The following is a 21,176-nucleotide window of genomic DNA, read 5'->3' on the forward strand; positions in this document are numbered from 1 at the left end:
CGCTCCCCACGACATCCAGCCGCGCAAGGAAACGTGCCTTCAACCCTGCAAGATCACCACGCTCAACGCCCACGGTCCCCGCAACTCCCACAGATCATGGGTGTTGCGAGGACCGTTAGAACCCAAGGTGGTTACCGGGGGCCCAGCCGCGTGTCGGGGACCTTGCGGTCGGAGGTGTATGGGACGGCTGTTGAGGTCGAACTCGTGATGAAGACGTGCAGAAGTCTCGCGTATGTCGTCTGCTCGCTCACGCAGCCATTGCAGTCGGCAGCCATCTACTGGCGGGGGTGAGCTTCTCTGACGCCTCGTCATATGACCTTGTGCCGTACGCGTCCAAGGAAAAGGGGCTGATCGCGCTGCGCTCCTGGTCCCGGACCATGCACGCGGAGGTCGGCGACATCACGGTCGCGAACGGGATGATCACTGTGCACGGCGAACTGTACGGTCCGTCCGCCCCGTCGGCCTCGCCCGCCCTGCTGCTCCTCCGCCGCATCAAGCCGTCGGACGAGATCAAGATCGTCGGGGAGCGGCACGGAGGGCGGGGCCTGCGCTCGCCATCCCCTGCAAGACGCCGCGGCTCGTCAGCTCTCCGAGCACGATGTGTGGGACCTCTGGGTCCGCTACGCGCCGGACAAGGCCGCGATCAAGGTCGGCCGGGTCTCGACGACGTACTGGAGAAGAAGGCGACCTACCTGTACCCGACGACCGTGCTGCCCAGGACGGGCAACCAGCAGGTCGCCTTCTCCAGGAAGGTCGCGCGCAAGATTCGGGGCACGGCTCCCGCGCCGCAGGGCCGGGTGCGGGTCCGGGTGTTCTATACGATCACCAATGATCTGGACCTCAACGTCGTCGACCTCCGAAGGCTCCGCGCGGGTGCCGGTCATTTCGGACAGTGAATGCCTAATGACAGCCGGATTTCGCCCGGGGGACATCCGCCTTGCGAGACGGTCACAGAGAGTGCGACCATCACGATGTCCCCGAGTCCTCGCAAGGTAGGTCGTCTGTGTCTGTGCAGCCCGTAGCCAAGCCCCGTACCACAGCAGTCGTGCTTGCCGGTGGTACCGGCCAGCGCGTGGGTCTGTCGATCCCCAAGCAGCTGCTGAAGATCGCAGGCAAGGCGGTCATCGAGCACACGCTGACGACCTTCGAGCAGGCCGAGGGTATCGACGACATCATCGTTCTGATGGCGCCGGGCTATGTGCCCGACGTCGAGAAGATCGTCGCCAAGGCCGGCCTGACCAAGGTCACGAAGGTCATCGAGGGCGGTACGACCCGCAACGAGACCACGGAGCGCGCCATCTCCGCGCTAGGCGAGGGCCTCGCCGCGGGCGAGGACCGCAACGTCCTCTTCCATGACGCCGTACGCCCGCTGCTGTCACAGCGTGTGATCCAGGACTGCGTCGACGCGCTCGACCGCTACCAGGCGGTCGACGTCGCCATCCCGTCCGCGGACACGATCATCGTGACGCGCACGCACGGCGGCGACGGCGAGTTCATCACGGAGGTCCCGGACCGGTCCCGGCTGCGCCGCGGCCAGACCCCGCAGGCCTTCAAGCTCTCCACCATCCGCAAGGCGTACGAGGTCGCGGCCGGCGACCCCAACTTCCAGGCCACCGACGACTGTTCGGTCGTCCTGAAGTACCTGCCGGACGTGCCGATCTACGTCGTCGCGGGCGACGAGTACAACATGAAGGTGACGCAGCCGGTCGACGTGTTCATCGCCGACAAGCTGTTCCAGCTCGCCTCCACCGCGGCCCCGCAGCAGGCCGACGAGGCCGCCTACCGGGCGGCGTTGTCCGGCAAGACGCTGGTCGTCTTCGGCGGCTCGTACGGCATCGGCTCGGACATCGCGAAGATCGCCGAGCAGTACGGCGCCAAGGTGTACGCGCTGGGCCGCTCCACCACCGGCACGCACGTGGAGAACCCGGAGCACGTCGACGACGCGCTGTCCAAGGCGTACTCCGAGACCGGGCGCATCGACTACGTGATCAACACGGCGGGTGTGCTGCGTATCGGCAAGCTCGCCGAGACGGACAACACGACCATCCAGGAAGCGTTGAACGTCAACTACCTGGCGCCGGTGCAGATCGCGCGCGCCTCGTACAAGTACCTCGCCGAGACCAAGGGCCAGTTGCTGCTCTATACGTCCAGCAGCTACACCCGGGGCCGCGCCGAGTACAGCCTCTACTCCTCCACCAAGGCCGCCATGGTGAACCTCACCCAGGCGCTCGCGGACGAATGGGCGAGTGAGGGTGTGCGCGTCAACTGCGTCAACCCGGAGCGCACGGCGACGCCGATGCGCACCAAGGCGTTCGGCGACGAGCCCGCGGGCTCGCTGCTCTCCTCCGAGGCCGTGGCCCGGACATCCCTGGACGTACTTCTCTCCGAGCTGACCGGCCATGTCATCGACGTACGGCAGGTCGACCCGACCCGCGGTGCCTCCGAGGCCTCCGGATTCGAGCAGGCCCTGGCGTCCGTTCTGGACCGTCAGGAAGATGTGTAATACTGCTCCAAATTATTTGAACCGGGCCTCTGCAGTCGCCAAGCAGCGAACTGCAGAGGCCCGAGTTCGTGAAGGTGCGCCTTCACATTTTCTCTTTCAACGTAAACGACCGGCACCCTCTGGAGCAGGTTCTTCGTGATTTCGACCGCCATCCGCCTGGCCCGTGTGGGCAGCGGGTCAGAGCTGGCCGCCGCCGTACTTCTCGGCCTGGGCTATCCCTGCATAATGCTCGCCGCGCTGATTCCGAACCTCTGGTGCTTCGCGGCTGCCGCCGCTGTGACCTACCTCGCGGATCGGCACCTCCACCAGCGCGGCAGTTACCTCATCAATCGCCTGGGCAAAGTCCGGGCCGGCCTGCCGATCCGCTTCCTGGTACGCCAGTTGCTGCTGATCCTGCTGCTCGCCCGCATGCAGCTGGCCGAGGAGGCGATCTTCTACCTGACGATCGCCAGCCTGCTGCTGTTCTACGCTCTGCAGGCCCCGCACGGCGCGCTCGTCACGCTGGTCAGGCTGCGCCGCAGGATGCCGGTGGTGACCCGCAACATCGACCTCGGCATGCTGCGCGTCCCCGGCGCGCCGCCGCGGCGGCTGCTGAACCGCTCCGGCGAGAAGATGCTGCACCTCGACATCTTCGCCATGGCGGGTGTGCTGGTCGCGATCCAGACCGGCGAGAACGTCGCCGGATACGTGGGTCTCGCCGTCACCCTCGTGCTGGCCGTCGCCTATGTGGCCGCCCTGCTGCCGTATTTGCGGGCCAACCGCCGGGTCCCCAAGGTGGACGCCGTCCTGGAGGGCATCGACAGCTGGCTCGGCGACTACCGTCCGACCACCGTCCTGTACTTCTCCGGCTCCAGGGAGTCGGCGTACCAGGTCAACATGTGGCTGGACACGATGAAGCAGGTCGAGGGCAGGCCGCTGATCGTGCTGCGCGAGCGTCACATCGTGCCGCAGCTCGCCCCGACCTCGGTGCCGGTGCTCTGCGTCCCGAGCGCCACGCACCTGATGAACATGGACCTCTCCACGGTCCGCGTCTCGCTCTACGCCGCGAACGTCGGCAAGAACATCCACATGCTGCGCATCCCCACGATGAAGCACGTCTTCATCGGGCACGGCGACAGTGACAAGGTCGCGAGCATCAACCCGTTCAGCAAGGTGTACGACGAGGTGTGGAGCGCCGGCCGGGCAGGCCGCGACCGTTACGCGCTCGCCGACGTCGGCGTCCGTGACGAGGACATCGCGGAGGTGGGCCGCCCGCAGCTCGCCCCGATCGAGCCGTGGATCGGTGGGCCCAGGCGCCCGGTCCCGACCGTCCTGTACGCCCCCACCTGGGAGGGCTGGGACGACAACCCGGGCAACACCTCGATCCTGCTGGCCGGCGAGAACATCGTCAGGCGCCTCCTGGAGGCCGAGAAGCCGGTCCGGGTGGTCTACAAGCCGCACCCCTTCACCGGGACGCGCAGCCCCCAGGCAAAGGCCGTACACGCCCGTATCACCGCCATGGTGGAGACGGCGGCCGCCGGGCGCCTCACCGACGCCCGCTGGGCGAAGGAGAGGGCCACGCTGGAGCCCGAGCAGACCGCGGCGCGGGCCGAGCTGGCCCGTATCGAGTCATGCCTCGGCGAGCTCGTCGGCAAGGGCAAGGGCGCGAACCGCAAGGACGAGGCCGAGCTGTCGCGCGACGCCCTGGCCGACCCTGCCCGCGAGGCCGAGCTGGCCAAGCTCAAGGGTGAGTGGAACGCCGCGTACTGGCGCTCCTTCGGCTGGTGGGAGCACCGGGTCGTCACGGGATCCGAGCCGCACCTGTACGACTGCTTCAACGAGGCGGACGGCATGGTTTCCGACATCTCCAGCGTGGTGTCGGACTTCATCGCGAGCGGCAAGCCGTACGCGGTCACCGACTCCGCCGAGCTGGGTGTCGAGGAGTTCAAGCAGCAGAACACCGCCGTACGGGCCGCGGTGGTCCTCTCCAACAGCGCCGTGCAGCTGGACGAGTTGCTCGGCGCGGTCACGGGCGGCACCGGAGCCGACCCGCTGGCCGACGCACGGCTGGAGCTGAAGGCGTACCTCCTGGGTCCCGACGAACCGGCGTCCATCGTCCAGTTCAACGACGCCGTACGGACCCTGGCGGCCAAGTCCGAGGCCCGCAACCAGGGTGTGGCCCAGCGCGTCGGCATCGAGACGGCCGTCACAGCGGCCGACCCGAGCGACTCGGCGCCCGAGTCCAGCGGTCTCGACTCGACCGTGGCGGGCTGATTCGCCCATCCAATGATCTCGACACGGCCCGGTGGACTGCTGCCTGCAGCGGCCCACCGGGCCTCTTCGATATCCTGATGTGACGCGAATCACCTTGCGGGTGGCGGCTGGCAGGACAACCAATACCCACGTCTGACTGTCTTGGATGGCGATGAAAGAATATGAGACGGGTCCGGAGCCGGTGGGAGTCCCCGATGTCAGTGTGGTCATCGGAGCCTTTGAAGGCATGCCGTACCTCATTAAGTGTTTGGAATCCGTAGAAGCCCAAACGCTCGGTGCGGAACGCATGGAGATCTTGGCGATCAACGACGGCTCCACCGATGGAACCGGCGCGTACCTCGACGACTTCGCGGCGAAGTCGAAGGTGCCTATGCGCGTGGTGCACCAGGCCAACTCGGGTGGCCCCGCCAGTCCGCGCAACCGCGGGCTCGAACTGGCCCGTGGGCGCTTTGTGTTCTTCCTCGACGCCGATGACTACCTCGGCGAGGAAGCCCTTGAGCGCATGGTCGACATGGCCGACCGGAACAAGACCGATGTGGTTCTCGGCAAGATCGAGGGACTCGGCCGGTCGGCGCCGAAGTCGATGTTCGGGCGTACCGAACAACGCACGGACATCTTCTCGTCGCGGATCATGTACACGCTCAGCGCCGAGAAGTTGTTCCGGCGCGAGCTGCTCGAGAAGTACTCGATGCGCTTCGACGAAGACCTCTACACCGGTGAGGACCAGCAGTTCACCCTTGAGGCGTATGTGCGAGGCGCGGGTGTGTCGGTTGAAGCCGACTACGTCTGCCTCTACATCATCCGTCGCGACGACGGTAAGCACATCACGCAGTCGGGCGGTTACGATCTGCGCTTCGACTCGGCGAGAGCCCTTATGGACCTGATCGCGGAGCTCTTCCCGGAAGGGGAGAAGCGCGACCACGTAATGATCCGGCCGTTCGTGATCACGCTGCTGCCGCATTTCGATCATCGGATGCTGAAACTTCCGGAGGCGACGCGGCGGGACAAGATCGCGCTCGCCAAGCCGCTGATGGAGAAGTACTGGACGCCGGGTGCTGCCCGTCGTCTCAAGGTCCCCGAGCGGCTGCGAATGCACTTGGTCGCCGAAGGGAAGCTCGAAGAGCTGCAAGAGGTCATCGCGTTCATCCGGGACAAGAAGGAACCGGAGATCGTTCGTAAGGGTCGCGAAAACACGCCGTACCTCGCCTACCCGTATTTCGGTGACGAGTCGGTGGGTGTACCCGACGAGATGTACAAGGTGACGGTTGCCGAGACGGTCGGCGGGAAGCGCGTCGTGGCGGCGAAGCCCTTCAGACCGGCGCCCCAGAAGCCCAAGCCGACCTTCGCGCGCCGCGTGGTGCGCAAGCTGCGCAGGATGCTGCGAGAAATGCGCAATCCGGCCAGGGCGTGACCCTGGGCGGGTGAGTGGGGGCAGGGCCCGGGTCCGCGGCCCCCACTCGCAGGTCCGCTGCGCGAAACGCCTGTGCGGGGCACGCATCGGGTCCCGTAGATTGCGGGCAGCAGCGAACAGAATGAGGCGGTCGCAGGTGTCAGCGGTGTCGGGTGCAAGGCAGGGCGTCACAGAGGCACGCAGGGTCGTCGTCAAGGTCGGCTCCTCCTCGCTGACCACCGCGGCGGGCGGCCTCGACGCCGACCGCGTGGACGCCCTCGTCGATGTGCTGGCGAAGGTCCGCGGAGGCGGCGAGCGGGAGATCGTGCTGGTGTCGAGCGGCGCCATCGCCGCCGGACTCGCGCCCCTCGGGCTGGCCCGCCGGCCCAAGGACCTGGCCCGGCAGCAGGCCGCCGCCAGCGTTGGCCAGGGGCTGCTGGTGGCCCGCTACACCGCCTCCTTCGCGCGCTACGGCGTACGCGTCGGCCAGGTGCTGCTCACCACCGACGACACCAGCCGCCGCGCCCACTACCGCAACGCCTACCGGACCCTGGACCAGCTGCTCGCCATGGGCGCGGTCCCGGTCGTCAACGAGAACGACACCGTCGCCACGGACGAGATCCGCTTCGGCGACAACGACCGGCTGGCCGCGCTCGTCGCCCATCTCGTACGGGCCGACCTGCTGGTCCTGCTCTCCGACGTCGACGGTCTCTACGACGGCGACCCCAGCACGCCCGGTACCTCGCGGCTGGCCGAGGTACGGGGGCCCGCCGACATCGCGCATGTGTCCATCGGCAGCGCGGGCAAGGCGGGCCTGGGCACCGGCGGCATGGTCACCAAGGTCGAGGCGGCCCGGATCGCCGCCGCCGCGGGCATCCCCGTCGTCCTCACCTCCGCCAGCCGCGCCGCCGACGCCCTCGCGGGCCGCGACACGGGCACCCACTTCCACCGCACAGGCCGCCGCAGCGCCGACCGCCTGCTGTGGCTCGCGCACGCCTCGACGCCGCGGGGCGCGCTCATCCTCGACGACGGGGCGGTACGGGCGGTCGTCGAGCGGCGTACGTCGCTGCTGCCCGCCGGGATCGCCTCGGTCGAGGGCGAGTTCAGCGCCGGCGACCCGGTGGAGCTGCGTGACACCGCCGGCCGGGCCGTCGCCCGCGGCCTCGTCAACTACGACGCCAAGGAGATCCCGCAGCTGCTCGGCCGCTCCACCCGTGACCTGGCGAAGGAACTCGGCCCGGCCTACGAGCGCGAAGTCGTACACAGAGACGATCTCGTTGTCCTTCACCCTTGAAACGGCTGAAAGTCCAGCCTCGGGACACAGACCTTCACCAAAACCGCCCCACGCCCGGCCCAAGGCTGGTCAACTTTGTCGCGGGGATACAGCACAACGCGGGGTCACGGCACAACAACGCAGTACAGGAGGCCGCCGGTGAGACGAGCGCGTCCGGGGGCGCCGCCCCGAGGGACGGCCGAGCGTGTCCTGACCAGCGTCGGGGCGGGGGCGGACTTCGACGAGAGCAGGAGCACGGGGCAGGGGGTGGCTCCGGAAGCGGGGACCGGCGCCGACATCGAGACCTCCAGGCTGTGGCACGTCACGCTCTGCGTCTCGGGCGACGAGGCGCCGCTGACGGAGGTCAGACGCGGCCTCGAACAGCTGGCGCACGACCACCCCTTCCTGCTGACCAGCAGATACGCCAACAATCACGCGGAGATCCGCTACTGGGAAGAGGCCCGCGACCTGCACGACGCGGCGGCGGTCGCCCTGCGCCTGTGGGGCGAGCACCGGTCGACGTCCAAGCTGCCGCCCTGGGAGATCGTCGGGCTGGAAGTCATCGACCGTGACACCTACCACCAGCGGATCGCCGAGGGATACGGCCCGCCCCCGGCGGCCCCGGTCGGCGTACACCCGTACTGACGGGCCGATGGGCCGATAGCTCCGGGGTCGGTGGGCCGGCGGGCGCCGACGGCGCGGGACGGGCCCGGTGGCAGGGTCCCGCCAGGCCCCCGCTGTCCCGCCAGGCCCCCTGCCACGCGTCCGGCGCTCGTCCGGCCCCGTCTCGCAGGGCGGTACACCCCGCGGACGCCCACGGGGTGCGCATTACGCTGCGGACATGACCTCGCACTCGCCCTTCGCCGACTCCGCCCCGCAGTCCCCGGTCGTGGCGACGGCACGCCGCGCCCGCGCCGCGGCCGCCGAGATCGCGCCGCTGCCGCGCTCCGCCAAGGACGCCGCGCTGCTGGCGATCGCCGACGCGCTGGAGGCACGTACGGACGACGTCGTCGCGGCCAACGCCCAGGACGTCGACAGAGCCCGCGCCGCCGGGACGAGCGAGACGGTGATCGACCGGCTGACGCTGACCCCGGAGCGGGTCGCGGCCATCGCCTCCGACGTGCGTGACGTGGCCGCGCTGCCCGACCCGGTCGGCGAGGTCGTGCGCGGCTCCACCCTGCCCAACGGGATCGACCTGCGGCAGGTGCGCGTGCCGCTGGGCGTCGTCGGCATCATCTACGAGGCCCGCCCGAACGTGACCGTGGACGCCGCGGCGCTCTGCCTGAAGTCGGGCAACGCCGTGCTGCTGCGCGGCTCGTCCTCGGCGTACGCCTCCAACACCGCGCTCGTCGGCGTCCTGCGCGACGCCGTGGAGCAGGCCGGGCTGCCCGCCGACGCCGTACAGCTGGTGCCGGGGGAGTCCCGCGACTCGGTACGGGAACTGATGCGGGCCCGCGGCCTGGTCGACGTCCTGATCCCGCGCGGCGGCGCCTCACTGATCCGCACGGTCGTCGAGGAGTCCACGGTCCCCGTCATCGAGACGGGCACCGGCAACTGCCATGTGTACGTCGACGCGCAGACCGACCTGGCCATGGCCGTCGACATCCTGATCAACTCCAAGGCGCAGCGCCCCAGCGTCTGCAACGCCGCCGAGACGCTCCTCGTCCATCAGGACATCGCGGCCGACTTCCTGCCGCTCGCCCTCGACGCGCTCGCCGAGGCGGGGGTGACGGTGCACGCCGACGAGCGGGTGGCGGCGTACGCGGCAGGCTCCAAGGCCACCGTCGTGCCGGCCACCGAGGAGGACTGGGAGACCGAGTACCTGTCGTACGACATCGCCGCCGCGGTCGTTGATTCGCTGGACGTGGCGGTGCGGCACATCCGGCAGTGGAGCTCGGGCCACACCGAGGTGATCGTGACGACCTCGCAGGCGGCGGCCCGCCGGTTCACACAGCTGGTGGACTCCACGACGGTCACGGTGAACGCGTCCACGCGTTTCACCGACGGCGGCCAGTTCGGCTTCGGCGCCGAGATCGGCATCTCCACCCAGAAGCTGCACGCCCGCGGCCCGATGGGACTGCCGGAGCTGACCTCGACGAAGTACATCGTGACGGGGGACGGTCACACGCGTTAGGGCAGGCATCGTCGGGAAAGCTCGTGTTTCGCAGCAGTCGTGCCCCTTGGCACTCCTGGTTCGCACGTTCTCTGCCCAAATCACCTCTCCAGGTCTACGCTGAACGGGTGGCGGACGACGCGGGGGGCAAGCCGTTCCAGGACGGTCGGGAGCCCGACGACGACCGCGGGGGCGCGGACGAGGACTTCGCCTCCGTGGTGTTCGACGAGGACTTCGTACGGGCCGCCGAGATTCATGAACCCACCGCCGCCGAGCGGCTGCTGGCCGCCGCACAGGCGCGCGCCGAGGCCGAGGCGAGCAGAGCCAGGGCCGGCAGGGGCCCCTCGGACGACGACCTCTACGACGACGGGTACGGGCCCGGGTTCGGCCCCGGCGGCGAGCGCGGCCACGACGGCGAGTACGGCGCCGGCGCGGACGGCGAGTACCCGGACGACGAGAGCGGCCCGTACGGGCGGCACGGGGGCGTCCTGCGCCCCTACCGGGGGCACGCGCGCTGGCACCGGCCGGTGGCCTGGCTGCTCGCCCTGCTGATGGGCATCGGGATGGTCGCCCTCGCCTTCGCGGCCGTCTACCGGGGCGCGTCGAACAACCGGCACGACCAGATCCCGCCGCCGGTGACCAGTGACAACGTCAGGACGGGCGGCCCTTCGGCCTCCGCCGAGTACTCCGCGCCGGCCGTCTCGGCGGTGCCGCGTACCCCCTGACCGCCGCTTTCCGCGGGCGCTGCGGAGGGCTCGGGTGCCAACGCGTACGCAACTGACGGAAGTTGTCCCGTAGCAGCGCGTTTACCTTCGCTGCCGCCGACCTACTCTGAAGGTATGGCAGGGCACGGAGAGCCACCTGAGGGGACGCCCGAAGGCCTCCCGGGGGGTGGAGAGGACGAATACCGGTCCGTCGTCTTCGACGAATCGTTCGTGCGGGCTGCCCGCCTGCAGGAATACTCCGCGCAGGAGCGGATGGGCGACCATGCGCAGGCCGTCCGCGACAGCCCCCCGCGGGCCGCGAGCGAGCAGGCCGGCGGCCGGGGCGCCAGCAGCACGAAGCAGGCGCTCCTGCTCGTCCTGCTGGTGGTGGCCTTCGGCACGGCGATCTACCTGGGTGTACGTCACCCCTATCAGCCACCGCCCGCCACGCGCGCGCAGCCGCTGCGGATGACCGTCATACCGCTGGCCCCCGAAGGCCGGGTGCCGGGCGGCGATCCGGACGGTCTCTTCGCCCGGAGCCCCGCCGCGCAGTTCCGGCCGGGCGCCGCGGGCATCGGTCTGCCGCCCGCCCGGCGCACCGCGCACTTCTCGGAGAGCCAGGTGATGGCCGCCCTGACCACCGTGAAGGACTACCTCGTCGAGTCGTCCCTGGACCCCGACGTGCTGACCGGCAGGACGGTGCGCCCGGTGCGCATACTCCTCGACCCCGACCAGCTGGAGCAGTTCGACCGCGGCATGGACGGTTCCGCCGACGACGGCAGGCACGCGGCGACCGGCTGGCTGGTGCGCTTCGACCCGGCCAAGGTGGAACTCGCCGGGTCGAAGACGCGGGTGCAGGGCGGCCTGCGCGTCGAGGAGTCGGGCGCCGACAGCCTCGAAGTGACCTCGGACCATACCTTCGTCTACGCGCTGCGCCCCACCGGCTCCGACGCGCGCCCGCGGGCGGACGGCGCCTCGCTGTTCACCGTCCGCCGCGAGCTGCACTTCCGCCTCGACCGCGACGACCTGCGGATGCACAGGACCGAGCTGCTGGTCAGTTACGTGCAGGCCGGGCCCCAGGCGTGCGCCGCCGACGTGGCGGGCCACCTGCGCCCGGTCCTGGCCGGGCAGAAGGCCTCGGCCGGGGGACCGGCGGGCACCGACCCGTACGCGACGGGACGCGCCACGGCCGCGCTGTGCGGAGCGCTGGCCTCCGACGCCATGCCGCGCCCTGCGGACACCCCTTAGGAGGCGTCCGTGGCCTTGCCGGATCCGCCGCTGCCGCCGTTTCCGCCGAACTTGTCGCGGAGCTTGCCGCCCAGGCCGCCCGCGCCGCCCGCGATGTCGCCCACGAGCTTCATCAGCGGGTCCTTGCTGGTGCGCACCGTGTCCGAGTAGTGCGAAGCGGACTCGCGGAAGGAGTCGGTCACCGAGGTGTCCTTGTCCTCCTCGCGCCGCGGGTAGTGCCCGTCCATGACCCGCTGGAACTCGCGGCTCTCCGCCCACTTCTTCAGCTCGGCGGCGCGCACGGTGGTGAACGGGTGGGTACGCGGCAGGACGTTGAGGATCTTGAGAACGGAGTCGCGCAGATCGCCCCCGGCCTCGTACTCCTCGGCCTGCGCCAGGAACGCGTCCACGTTCATCTCGTGCAGGTGGTTGCCACCGGCGATCTTCATCAGGCCGCGCATCGACGCCTGGAGGTCCTGGCCGACCAGCAGCCCGGCCCGGTCCGCGGACAGCTCCGACTTGCGGAACCACTCACGCAGCGCCGTGACGATCGCCATGATCGCGATATTGCCCAGCGGGATCCACGCGACCTTGAGCGCGAGGCCGGTGAGGAACAGCAGGATCGTGCGGTACACGGAGTGCCCCGACAGGGCGTGGCCCACCTCGTGGCCGACGACCGCGCGCATCTCCTCCTCGTCGAGCAGTTCGACGAGGCCGGTGGTGACCACGATGATCGGTTCGTCGAGACCGATGCACATGGCGTTGGGCTTCGGGTCCTGCGTGACGTACATCGGCGGGACCTTCTCCAGGTCCAGGATGTAACAGGCGTCCCGCAGCATGGTGTTCAGGTGGACGAACTGCGCGTCGCTCACCCGCACCGAGTCGGAGAGGAACAGCAGGCGCAGGCTGCGCTCGGGAAGCAGCCCGCTGAGCGCCTTGAAGACCGTGTCGAAGCCGGTCAGCTTGCGCAGGGCCACCAGGGCCGAGCGGTCCGCCGGGTGTTCGTAGGCCCGGGACGAGATCCCCGGGAAGCGCGTGCGATTGCGGCTCGGCACGTTCTCGTGCTCTTGCTCGTGATTGCCGTCGGTCATGGGTGGCCCCCTGTCTGCGAGTTTTCCCGTCCCCCGGACGGCCCAGCGTAGGTGCTGACGTCCGGCTCGCCCGGTCGGTTCCTGGAGCGGTTCCTGAAGCGGGACAATCCATGAACGCCTGAGTCGGCGTGAGCGTGCCCGGGCCGCCCGCATACGATGTTCGTGAAGTCTGCGCTCCGACTCCCGACTCCCGATAGGTCCTGCCGAAGATGAGTCTCCACAGCACCGCCGCCTCCCTCGTGACCCTCGCCTCCGGTGAGGGCGGCGAGCACGGCGGGAACCATGAATCCCTCAGCCCCTACATCACCGGTGGCGGCGCGTTCTTCGTGCTGCTGCTCCTGCTGTGGATCACCACGCGTTTCAACCGCGACCGCTGAGACAGGGTCGTGGCACCGGGCCAGTAGGCTCTGCACGCATGGGAGAGCAGGAAGTGCCTACCGGCCCCGGCAAGCGCCGACTCGGTGTGATGGGCGGGACGTTCGATCCGGTCCATCACGGACACCTGGTGGCCGCCAGTGAAGTGGCCGCGCAGTTCCACCTCGACGAGGTGATCTTCGTGCCGACCGGGCAGCCGTGGCAGAAGAGTCACACGCGGGTGTCCCCGGCCGAGGACCGCTATCTGATGACGGTCATCGCCACGGCGTCCAACCCGCAGTTCTCGGTGAGCCGTATCGACATCGACCGCGACGGCCCGACGTACACCATCGACACACTGCGTGACCTCAGGTCCATCAACAGTGACTCGGACCTGTTCTTCATCACCGGCGCCGACGCGCTCTCCCAGATCCTCACCTGGCGGGACGCGGAGGAGCTCTTCTCGCTCTCCCACTTCATCGGTGTGACCCGGCCCGGTCACGACCTGACGGACGACGGCCTGCCCAAGGGCGGCGTGTCCCTGGTGGAGGTGCCGGCCCTGGCGATCTCGTCCACCGACTGCCGGGCGCGGGTCGCGCAAGGCGACCCTGTCTGGTACCTGGTGCCGGACGGTGTGGTCCGTTACATCGACAAGCGGGAGCTGTACCGGCGCTGAGCCGGCGGCCCGGCCGTACGGGGAGCACACGAAAAGCAGGAGAGGGGCACCGGTGAACGACCAGTATCCGTACGACCCGTACGCGCAGCAGCCGGAAATCATCGGCTACGACGCCTACGGACAACCGGTGTACCAGCAGCAGTACGACCCGTACGCGCAGCAGCAGGACCGGCACCAGCAGCCGCAGCAGGGATACGGGTACGACCCGTACGCCCAGCAGCCGTCGTACGACCCCTATGCCCAGCAGGCGCCCCAGCAGCAGCCTTATCAGCCCCAGGGGCAGCCACAGCCCGAGCAGTACGGATCCGAGCAGTACGGCTACGGCTACGACCCGGGGCAGCAGCAGGCCGCGGTCGACACCACCGCGCAGTGGATCCCGCGGCAGGTACCCGCGCCGGAACCGCCCCCGGTCGCCGAGCCCGCCCCGCCGGCTCCCGCCGCCGAAGGGTCCGTCCCCGAGCAGCGCCGTCCCGCGCCGGACTACGCGACCGAGCAGTTCGCCTTCGTCGAGGATCCCGACGAGGACTCCGAAGACGTCATCGACTGGCTGAAGTTCACCGAAAGTCGCACCGAGCGCCGCGAGGAGGCCAGACGCAAGGGCCGCAGCCGCGTGGTCTCGCTGGTCGTCGTACTGGCGCTGGTGGTCGCGGGCGGTGTCGGCTACCTCTGGTACGCCGGGAAGCTGCCCGGATTCTCCGCCTCGGACGACACGGCGAACACCGCGACGGGCCCGCAGAAGCGTGACGTGATAGCGGTCCACCTGCACAACACCAAGGGTGGAACGTCCACGGTGCTGCTCGTCGACAACGTCACCACGAAGCAGGGCACGACCGTGCTGCTGCCCAACGCGCTCTCCGTGGCGAACGACGACGGCACCACGACCACGCTGGGCAAGTCCGTCGACGAGGACGGCTCCTCGGGCACCCGCGAGGCGATCGGCACCGTGCTCGGCACGAGGATCGGCGGGTCCTGGCGGCTCGACACCCCGTATCTGGAGAATCTCGTCGAGCTGGTCGGCAATATCGCGATCGACACCGACACCGATGTGCCCGACACCAAGAAGGGCGCTTCGCCGCTGGTCAAGCAGGGCAAGGAGCAGACGCTGAGCGGCTCGATGGCTGTGGCGTACGCCACCCACCGGGGGCCCGGCGAGGCCGAGGCCAAGCAGCTTCAGCGGTTCGGCCAGGTCATGAACGGCGTACTGAAGAAGATCTCGGACGACCCGCGGGCCGCGACCACCACGGTCAGGACGCTGGCGCAGATCCTCGACCCCTCACTGCCGGAGAAGGCGCTGGGCGCCTCGCTCGCCAAGCTCGCCGAACACGCCAAGGGCGGCGACTACAAGACGGCGGAGCTGCCGGTGCAGCCCGACGGCAAGCTCAGCGAGGCCGCCGCGGACAGTGTGGTCAAGGACGTTCTGGGCGGTTCGGTCCGCAGCCCCGAGCAGGGCGCCGCCGCGCGGGTCGGCGTGAAGAACGCCACCGCGGACCCGGACGCGGCGGAGACCGCCAGGATCGCCCTGGTCAACGGTGGCTATGCGTTCGTGGACGGCGGAAAGGCCGACGCGGCGACATCGTCGCAGGTCAGCTACGGTGACGCGGCGCAGAAGCCGAGGGCGGAAGAGGTCGCGAAGACGCTGGGTCTGCCGACGAGCGCGGTGCGCAAGGGCAAGGCCGCCGCGAACGCCGATGTGACGGTCGTGCTGGGCCAGGATTTCAAGGCCGAGTGACCCCGTCGCCGTCGAGCGCTCCCGCCGGGTAAACCCGTCGGGGGTCTCGGCGGTCCGTGAGACCCTTGTGGTACCTCTGACCACCGACGAAAGCCTGCTTGTGACCGCCACTGACCGTTCCATCGAGCTCATCCAGGCCGCCGCTCAGGCGGCTGCCGACCGGCTCGCGCACGACATCGTCGCTTATGACGTCAGCGATGTCCTGTCCATCACCGATGCCTTCCTGGTCGCCTCGGCGCCCAACGACCGCCAGGTCAAGTCGATCGTCGACGAGATCGAGGAGCGGCTGAACAAGGAGCTGGGCGCCAAGCCCGTGCGCCGCGAGGGCGACCGCGAGGCTCGCTGGGTGCTGCTCGACTACGTCGACATCGTCGTCCACGTCCAGCACAGCGAGGAGCGCGTCTTCTACGCCCTTGAGCGCCTCTGGAAGGACTGCCCCGAGATCGGGCTGCCCGACGACGCGATCAAGACCCGTGGCCTCGGCGCGGAGCACGCGAAGCTGCGTACGGCCGCCGAGGACGACCTGGACGGAGACCTGAACTGAACGGCAGCGACATCAGTAAGAAGAGCCGGGGCCGCCGGATCGTTCTGTGGCGGCACGGCCAGACCGGGTGGAATCTCGAACGCCGCTTCCAGGGCAGCACGGACATCGAGCTGACCGAGGACGGCCTCGCTCAGGCGCGCCGCTCCGCGCGGCTGCTCGCTTCCCTGAAGCCGGACGCGATGATCGCGTCCGACCTCAAGCGGGCGGCGGCCACGGCCGGTGAGCTGGCAGGCCTCACGGGCCTCGACGTCGCGTACGACGCCGCGCTGCGGGAGACGTACGCGGGCGCCTGGCAGGGGCTGACGCACGACGAGATCATCAAGCAGTTCGGCGCGCAGTACGCCTCGTGGAAGCGCGGCGAGCCGGTACGGCGCGGTGGCGGCGAGCTGGAGACCGAAGTGGCCGACCGGGCCGCTCCGGTCGTGCTCGCGCACGCCGAAAAGCTGCCCGACAACGGCACGCTCGTCGTGGTCAGCCACGGCGGCACCATCCGCACCACCATCGGTCGGCTGCTGGGCCTGGAGTCGTACCACTGGGAGGGCCTGGGCGGGCTCTCCAACTGCTGCTGGTCGGTGCTGGGCGAGGGCGCCCGGGGCTGGCGGCTACTGGAGCACAACGCCGGGACCCTTCCGGAACCGGTGCTCGGAGACGACGACTGACGGATTTCACTTTCCGGCCGGTCGCAGGCTAAAGTTCTTCTTGTTCGCAGCGCACAACAAGCGCAGAGAACAGCGGGGCTATAGCTCAGTTGGTAGAGCGCCTGCATGGCATGCAGGAGGTCAGGAGTTCAATTCTCCTTAGCTCCACAATTCGGAAGTCCCGTCCCTGTCAGGGGGCGGGGCTTTCTGTTGTCCCCCTCTCTCTTCCCGGTGCCCCTCATGTCGCGCAGCGCCGCCGCCCGCGCGCTGCTTTCCACGTCGTTGGGGGTGTACGCGACGATCCGGCGCTCCGGCAGCCCATTGAAGAGCCGACCACTGACAATCACCCTGGGCCGGGCGCACCCGCCCCGGTCTGCTGCTCGGTGTGGTGCTCGCCGCACAGTTCATGGCGCTGCTCGACACCTTCATCGCCAATGTCGCCGCCCCCGCCATCCGGACCGAACTCGGCGCTTCCGGGGCCGGACTGCGGATGGTCGTCGCCGGATACGCCATCGCGTACGCAGTCCTGCTGATCACGGGCGCGCGGATGGGTGACCTGCTGGGTCACCGCCGCGCCTACCTGGGTGGGCTCGTGCTCTTCACCGCCGCCTCACTCGCCCGCGGACTGGCGGTGGGCAGCGGGCAGTTGATCGCCTTCCGCTTCGTCCAGGGCGCGGGTGCGGCGATTCCGCAGGTGCTCAGCCTGATCCAGCGCGACTTCCGGGGCGAGGAGCGGGTGCGGGCCCTCGGCGTGTACTCGGCGGTGCTCGCCACCGGGGCCGCCGCCGGCCAGGTGGCAGGCGGGGTACTGGTGACCGCCACTCAGCTCGGGCAGCTGATCGGCGTCGCGACCTTCGGCACTCTCTACCTGAACGGGTTGGACGCGCCGGGGGCGTGAGCGTATGCCGATGCGCTGTGGGTATGCGCCCTCGTGCTGGCCGCCGCGTCGATCTTGGGGGCTGTGGCGGGTCTCCTGGGCTCGCGCCACTGACCCTCTTGCAAAGCCATGGCAGAATCGGACCGCCGGAGGGGGACGACGGCCCGAACGGGAGGGGAAGCGCGATGCCCGCGAGCATCCTCGACGAGGGCCGTGTTCTGCTCGGCACGGCAGAGGGCCGCGCCCGATTTGCTCGACTCGACCGCCCGTACTGCGGCTCATCCCACGGTGCCCAGGTGCCCGGCGACAACGGAGGTAGCTCGTACGTGCGTACGGCCTGCGGCCACAGCCGGAGCTGACTGATGGGTGCACACAGGCGAAAATGCGACTGGTGTGGCAGCGGTACGCCCATTGTCCGGGACATGGAGCCGATCAATCCCGACTACCAGTACTGGTGCGAGGAATGCGCGCGGGCGCTGATCATAAAGGGCGACCCGATCGAGACGTACCGGGAGCTGGAGGGCGAGCCGATCTACGGACGGCTGCTCGACGAGCACTGCACGCTCAAGCGGTTCTATTCGTTCGCCACAGCGTGAGCAGCGCGGCGACGGCCGTGAGCGAGTAGAGCGCGGAGAGGGCCGTCTGGCCGCCGTTCTGGGTGAGTTCGAGCCGCCCCGCGCCGTGTGGCACCCACCACAGCGCGTACGAGCAGAACACCAGCACCGTCGCCGCGGCCCACCACTTGTTCCCGCGTGCTGCCAGGACGATCGCCAGGGGCACGCACCACACCCAGTGGTGCGACCACGACACCGGGCTGATCAGGAGCGCCGTCACCGCGCAGGCGATCATCGCCCCGGCCCGCTCGCCGCGCAGCTCCGCGGTGACCGCCAGGGCGAGCCCCGCCGCGGCGACCAGGGCGGCGGTCGCGATCCACCACAGCCCCGGATCGCCGGTGTGCAGCAGCCGCGCCAGCACGCCGCGCAGGGACTGGTTGGCAGTGTCCTCGGCGTGGCCCACCCGGCCCGTCTCGAAGATCATCGAGGTCCAGTAGTTGCGCGAGTCGGCCGGCAGGGCGAACCCGGCCGCGACCGTCGCTGTGAGGAACACCACCGCCGCCGTGCCGGCCGTCTGGAGCCAGGCGTTCGAGGGGCGGCCGAACGTCCGGCCCAGGCTCCGGGCCCGGACGAGACCCGCGATCAGCAGGAACACCGCGAAGAGCGCGGGAGTGAGCTTCACCGCGGCGGCCAGCCCCATGCCGGTCCCCGCCCAGCGGTGACCCTTGCGCCGCGTGAGGTCCCAGAGCACCGCCACCGCGAGCAGCAGATTGATCTGTCCGTACCGCAGTGTCGTCCACACCGGCTCGCTCCACACCGCGAGTGCGGCCACCCACAGGGCCGCCGCCGGGTCCTCGCGGCCCACCAGCCGCAGCGAGAGATGGACGAGCGCGACGACCAGGGCGAGGTTGCCCAGGGTGGCGAGGGTGCGCATCTCCGGGACGTCCAGCAGGGTCAGCGGAGTGAACAGCAGCGCTGCGAAAGGGGGATAGGTGGTCGGTAGGTTCGCCTCGGTCGCACGCATCGCGTACAGGTCTTGACCTGCGCGCACGGCCTCGCCCTCGGCTCGGTAGACCATGAGGTCGATCATCGAGACCTCGGCGCCGCGCTGGGCCGCCCAGAACGCCACGAACGACAGCAGACAGGCCGGGGCGGCGACGAGTATGGGCCGCCGGGTAAGGACGCGATGGGCAGCGACGGCCTGCACGATCATGGTCACGCGGGCAGACAGTACCGGTCGCACACGTACGGAACGTAGGTACGGATGGCGTGCTGCGGGTGTACGGACAAAGAATTTGGTGAAGGGCCGGGGGGACCGTGTAATGTTGGCGAAGTCGTCGGGGCGAGAGCCCGGCAGGACGGCAGCGCACAAGGGGCTATAGCTCAGTTGGTAGAGCGCCTGCATGGCATGCAGGAGGTCAGGAGTTCAATTCTCCTTAGCTCCACAGGAACAGTTCCACAGGAACGCGAGAAGCGGGGGTCCCGCCGCGGGGGCACCCGGGGTGGGGGGGCCCCGCTTCTCGTATGTCCGGGGGGATCAGTCCCGGCCGCTGCCCAGAGCCTTCCTGTTGCTGCCGGGCAGAGCCGTCCGCGGCGGCTTGGTCGGCCGCGGGGGCGCCTCCTGCTCGATACGGAGCGCCAACGCGGGACAGCGGCGCACGGCGCGCTGCGCGCGCCCTCGCAGATGGACGGGGACCGACGCGTCCGCGAGCGCCGGATAGCCGTCCGGGCCCAGCCTGATCAGCTCGGGGACGATGTCCGCGCACAGCCCGTGGCCCTGGCAGAGCGTCCAGTCCACGGCGAACTTCTCGCCGCTCGGGATGCCCTCTTCCTCGTAACCGGGGCCGGGCAGCGGCAGTACGCCGGTGGTCTCGCGCCCGCAGCCGTTGCCCAGGACGTGCGCCGCCAGGTCGTCGGTGAACGCGCTGAGGGTGGACATGAAGAAGCGCACCGAGCCGTCGGGGTGCTTGCAGGCGCCCCGGCCCTTCACCGCCTGGGTCACTTGGCGCAGCGCCTCCAACGCGGCCTGGCCGCCCCCGTTCAGCACGTCGGACAGGCCGCCCGCCGCCGCGGGCAGTCCGAGGCGGCATGGGCCGCACTGGCCCGCGGTCTCCGCGGCCAGCCAGTTGGCCACGCGCAGCGACTCACCGAGCGGACAGGTCTCCGGGCCGATGGGGAGGATCGCGCCCGCGCCCAGCGCGCCACCGAACGAAGCCAGGGACTCACGGGAGATCACCGCGTCGTGCGCGGCGACGGCGTCGATCCAGTTGCCGTGATAGCCGCCGGTCAGCACGCCCTGGGGCAGGGGCGGGGCGCCGGCCAGCTGGAGGACGTAACGCAGCGGAACCCCGGTCGGCACCTCGACGACCATGGGCCGTGAGACCGCACCGGAGATCGTGAGCATCACCGTGCCCGGCTCTGATTCGAGACCCGTGTGGCAGTAACGGCGGGCGCCGATGCGGGCGGCGACGGCGAGTTGTGCGTAGGTCTCCGTGTTGGACAGCAGGGTCGGGGCGCCGCCGACGCCTGTCTCCGCGGCGCGCTCACGACGGCCGGGCGGCAGGGCGGGGCCCCCGTTCGCGGCGCGGATCAGTGCGGAGGCCTCGCCGGAGACCATGCGCTCGGGGGTGCGTACGATCCGTGCGCGCAGTTGCTGCCCGCGCCGGTCGGACAGACCGCGCTCCGCGAACGCGGCGCGGATGGAGGCCTCCGTCGAGTTGCGGGTGACGGCGACGACCAGGGTGCGGGCACCGAGCGCCTCGGCCGCGAGCAGGGCCCCGTCGAGCACCAGGTGCGGCGCCCGGTTCAGCATGACGGTGTCCTTGCGGCAGGCGGGCTCGCCTTCACTGCCGTTGATGACGACGACGGGTCGCACTCCCCGGCGGATGGACGCCTGGGCCACGGCGCGCAGTTTCTTCCCGAAGGGGAACCCCGCGCCACCGCGGCCGCGCAGGGATATAGCGTCGGCGAGCTCGGCCAGCCGCTCCCCGCTCATCGGTTCGAGGGGGCCGTGCACCTTGAGGTGCATGCCGAGGTCGAGGCGCTCGACGAGGTCGAAGCCGGTGGTCAGCTGGGGAAGGCCGACTACACGGACTTCGGGGACGTCGGGAAGAGGGGCGTTCAACGTCGATCTCCTGCGGGTGCGTGCCAGGGTTCCCCGGCCGTGGGCGGGAAGAGCGGGCCCGGCGGCGGCTCTGTGTCGTCGAGGGAGGGAAGCAGCCCGGTGGGTGCCTCGGGGTCGTAGCCGGGG

General features: G+C 69.8%; 19 protein-coding genes, 2 tRNA genes and 1 pseudogene. 19 read left to right on the forward strand and 3 right to left on the reverse strand.

The window, feature by feature from the left end; genetic code table 11:
- Positions 1-287: 287 nt before the first annotated feature.
- The 9 genes from QMK30_RS36285 (at position 288) to QMK30_RS36325 (ending at position 11,484) form a co-directional block, all read left to right on the forward strand.
- Positions 288-896 (forward strand): hypothetical protein, encoded by a 609-nt coding sequence (locus QMK30_RS36285; RefSeq protein ID WP_283522616.1) that lies wholly within the window; start codon positions 288-290, stop codon positions 894-896.
- 107 nt (positions 897-1,003) lie between these two features.
- Positions 1,004-2,503, forward strand: a complete 1,500-nt coding sequence (locus QMK30_RS36290) for a D-ribitol-5-phosphate cytidylyltransferase (RefSeq protein WP_283522617.1) — start codon at positions 1,004-1,006, stop codon at positions 2,501-2,503.
- Between the two features lie 135 nt (positions 2,504-2,638).
- Positions 2,639-4,756: a hypothetical protein gene (locus QMK30_RS36295; RefSeq protein WP_283522618.1), complete on the forward strand. Its 2,118-nt coding sequence runs from the start codon at positions 2,639-2,641 to the stop codon at positions 4,754-4,756.
- Positions 4,757-4,901: 145 nt separating this feature from the next.
- Positions 4,902-6,167 (forward strand): glycosyltransferase family 2 protein, encoded by a 1,266-nt coding sequence (locus tag QMK30_RS36300; protein WP_283522619.1) that lies wholly within the window; start codon positions 4,902-4,904, stop codon positions 6,165-6,167.
- A gap of 121 nt (positions 6,168-6,288) precedes the next feature.
- Complete coding sequence (proB, locus tag QMK30_RS36305) at positions 6,289-7,440, forward strand: glutamate 5-kinase (protein ID WP_283522620.1); 1,152 nt, start codon at positions 6,289-6,291, stop codon at positions 7,438-7,440.
- 138 nt (positions 7,441-7,578) lie between these two features.
- Positions 7,579-8,064, forward strand: a complete 486-nt coding sequence (locus QMK30_RS36310) for a DUF8830 family protein (RefSeq protein ID WP_283522621.1) — start codon at positions 7,579-7,581, stop codon at positions 8,062-8,064.
- 196 nt (positions 8,065-8,260) lie between these two features.
- Positions 8,261-9,553: a glutamate-5-semialdehyde dehydrogenase gene (locus tag QMK30_RS36315; protein ID WP_283522622.1), complete on the forward strand. Its 1,293-nt coding sequence runs from the start codon at positions 8,261-8,263 to the stop codon at positions 9,551-9,553.
- A gap of 107 nt (positions 9,554-9,660) precedes the next feature.
- Positions 9,661-10,257 (forward strand): SCO2584 family spore wall biosynthesis protein, encoded by a 597-nt coding sequence (locus tag QMK30_RS36320; RefSeq protein WP_283522623.1) that lies wholly within the window; start codon positions 9,661-9,663, stop codon positions 10,255-10,257.
- 114 nt (positions 10,258-10,371) lie between these two features.
- The gene (locus QMK30_RS36325; protein ID WP_283522624.1) at positions 10,372-11,484 is read left to right on the forward strand and encodes an SCO2583 family membrane protein; all 1,113 of its coding nucleotides are present in this window, start codon (positions 10,372-10,374) and stop codon (positions 11,482-11,484) included.
- Here the strand turns inward: QMK30_RS36325 and QMK30_RS36330 are convergent.
- Entirely contained in the window at positions 11,481-12,554 is a 1,074-nt protein-coding gene (locus QMK30_RS36330) for a M48 family metallopeptidase (protein ID WP_283522625.1), read from the reverse strand. The genes QMK30_RS36325 and QMK30_RS36330 overlap by 4 nt on opposite strands.
- Before the next feature lie 209 nt (positions 12,555-12,763).
- Between QMK30_RS36330 and QMK30_RS36335 the strand changes: the two genes are divergently transcribed.
- The 9 genes and pseudogenes from QMK30_RS36335 (at position 12,764) to QMK30_RS36375 (ending at position 17,968) form a co-directional block, all read left to right on the forward strand.
- Entirely contained in the window at positions 12,764-12,931 is a 168-nt protein-coding gene (locus tag QMK30_RS36335) for a hypothetical protein (protein WP_283522626.1), read from the forward strand.
- 38 nt (positions 12,932-12,969) lie between these two features.
- Positions 12,970-13,584, forward strand: coding sequence for a nicotinate-nucleotide adenylyltransferase (gene nadD / locus QMK30_RS36340; RefSeq protein WP_283522627.1), 615 nt, complete (start codon positions 12,970-12,972; stop codon positions 13,582-13,584).
- Positions 13,585-13,636: 52 nt separating this feature from the next.
- Positions 13,637-15,313 carry an LCP family protein gene (locus QMK30_RS36345; RefSeq protein WP_283522628.1) on the forward strand — a complete coding sequence of 559 codons (1,677 nt, stop codon included), beginning with the start codon at positions 13,637-13,639 and terminating at the stop codon, positions 15,311-15,313.
- A gap of 100 nt (positions 15,314-15,413) precedes the next feature.
- On the forward strand, positions 15,414-15,857 hold the full coding sequence (rsfS, locus tag QMK30_RS36350) for a ribosome silencing factor (protein ID WP_283522629.1): 444 nt from the start codon (positions 15,414-15,416) through the stop codon (positions 15,855-15,857).
- An 11-nt stretch (positions 15,858-15,868) separates the two neighbouring features.
- Entirely contained in the window at positions 15,869-16,516 is a 648-nt protein-coding gene (locus QMK30_RS36355) for a histidine phosphatase family protein (RefSeq protein WP_283522632.1), read from the forward strand.
- 74 nt (positions 16,517-16,590) lie between these two features.
- Positions 16,591-16,663: transfer RNA gene (locus QMK30_RS36360), tRNA-Ala, on the forward strand.
- A gap of 205 nt (positions 16,664-16,868) precedes the next feature.
- Positions 16,869-17,327: pseudogene (locus tag QMK30_RS36365) on the forward strand (MFS transporter); the annotation flags it as partial.
- Positions 17,328-17,557: 230 nt separating this feature from the next.
- The gene (locus tag QMK30_RS36370; protein WP_283522630.1) at positions 17,558-17,731 is read left to right on the forward strand and encodes a hypothetical protein; all 174 of its coding nucleotides are present in this window, start codon (positions 17,558-17,560) and stop codon (positions 17,729-17,731) included.
- A 3-nt stretch (positions 17,732-17,734) separates the two neighbouring features.
- A complete protein-coding gene (locus QMK30_RS36375; RefSeq protein ID WP_214918286.1) occupies positions 17,735-17,968 on the forward strand; it encodes a hypothetical protein in 234 nt (77 codons plus the stop codon).
- On the opposite strand, the gene QMK30_RS36380 is transcribed toward QMK30_RS36375, so the two are convergent.
- Positions 17,937-19,139, reverse strand: a complete 1,203-nt coding sequence (locus QMK30_RS36380) for a glycosyltransferase 87 family protein (protein ID WP_283522633.1) — start codon at positions 19,137-19,139, stop codon at positions 17,937-17,939. The two genes, QMK30_RS36375 and QMK30_RS36380, sit on opposite strands and share 32 nt — an antisense overlap.
- A gap of 159 nt (positions 19,140-19,298) precedes the next feature.
- Between QMK30_RS36380 and QMK30_RS36385 the strand changes: the two genes are divergently transcribed.
- Positions 19,299-19,371 (forward strand) — tRNA-Ala (locus QMK30_RS36385).
- Positions 19,372-19,463: 92 nt separating this feature from the next.
- Here the strand turns inward: QMK30_RS36385 and QMK30_RS36390 are convergent.
- On the reverse strand, positions 19,464-21,050 hold the full coding sequence (locus QMK30_RS36390; RefSeq protein WP_283522631.1) for an NADH-ubiquinone oxidoreductase-F iron-sulfur binding region domain-containing protein: 1,587 nt from the start codon (positions 21,048-21,050) through the stop codon (positions 19,464-19,466).
- Positions 21,051-21,176 lie beyond the last annotated feature (126 nt).

The organism is Streptomyces sp. H27-C3, from assembly GCF_030063415.1.
Taxonomy (GTDB): Bacteria; Actinomycetota; Actinomycetes; order Streptomycetales; family Streptomycetaceae; genus Streptomyces.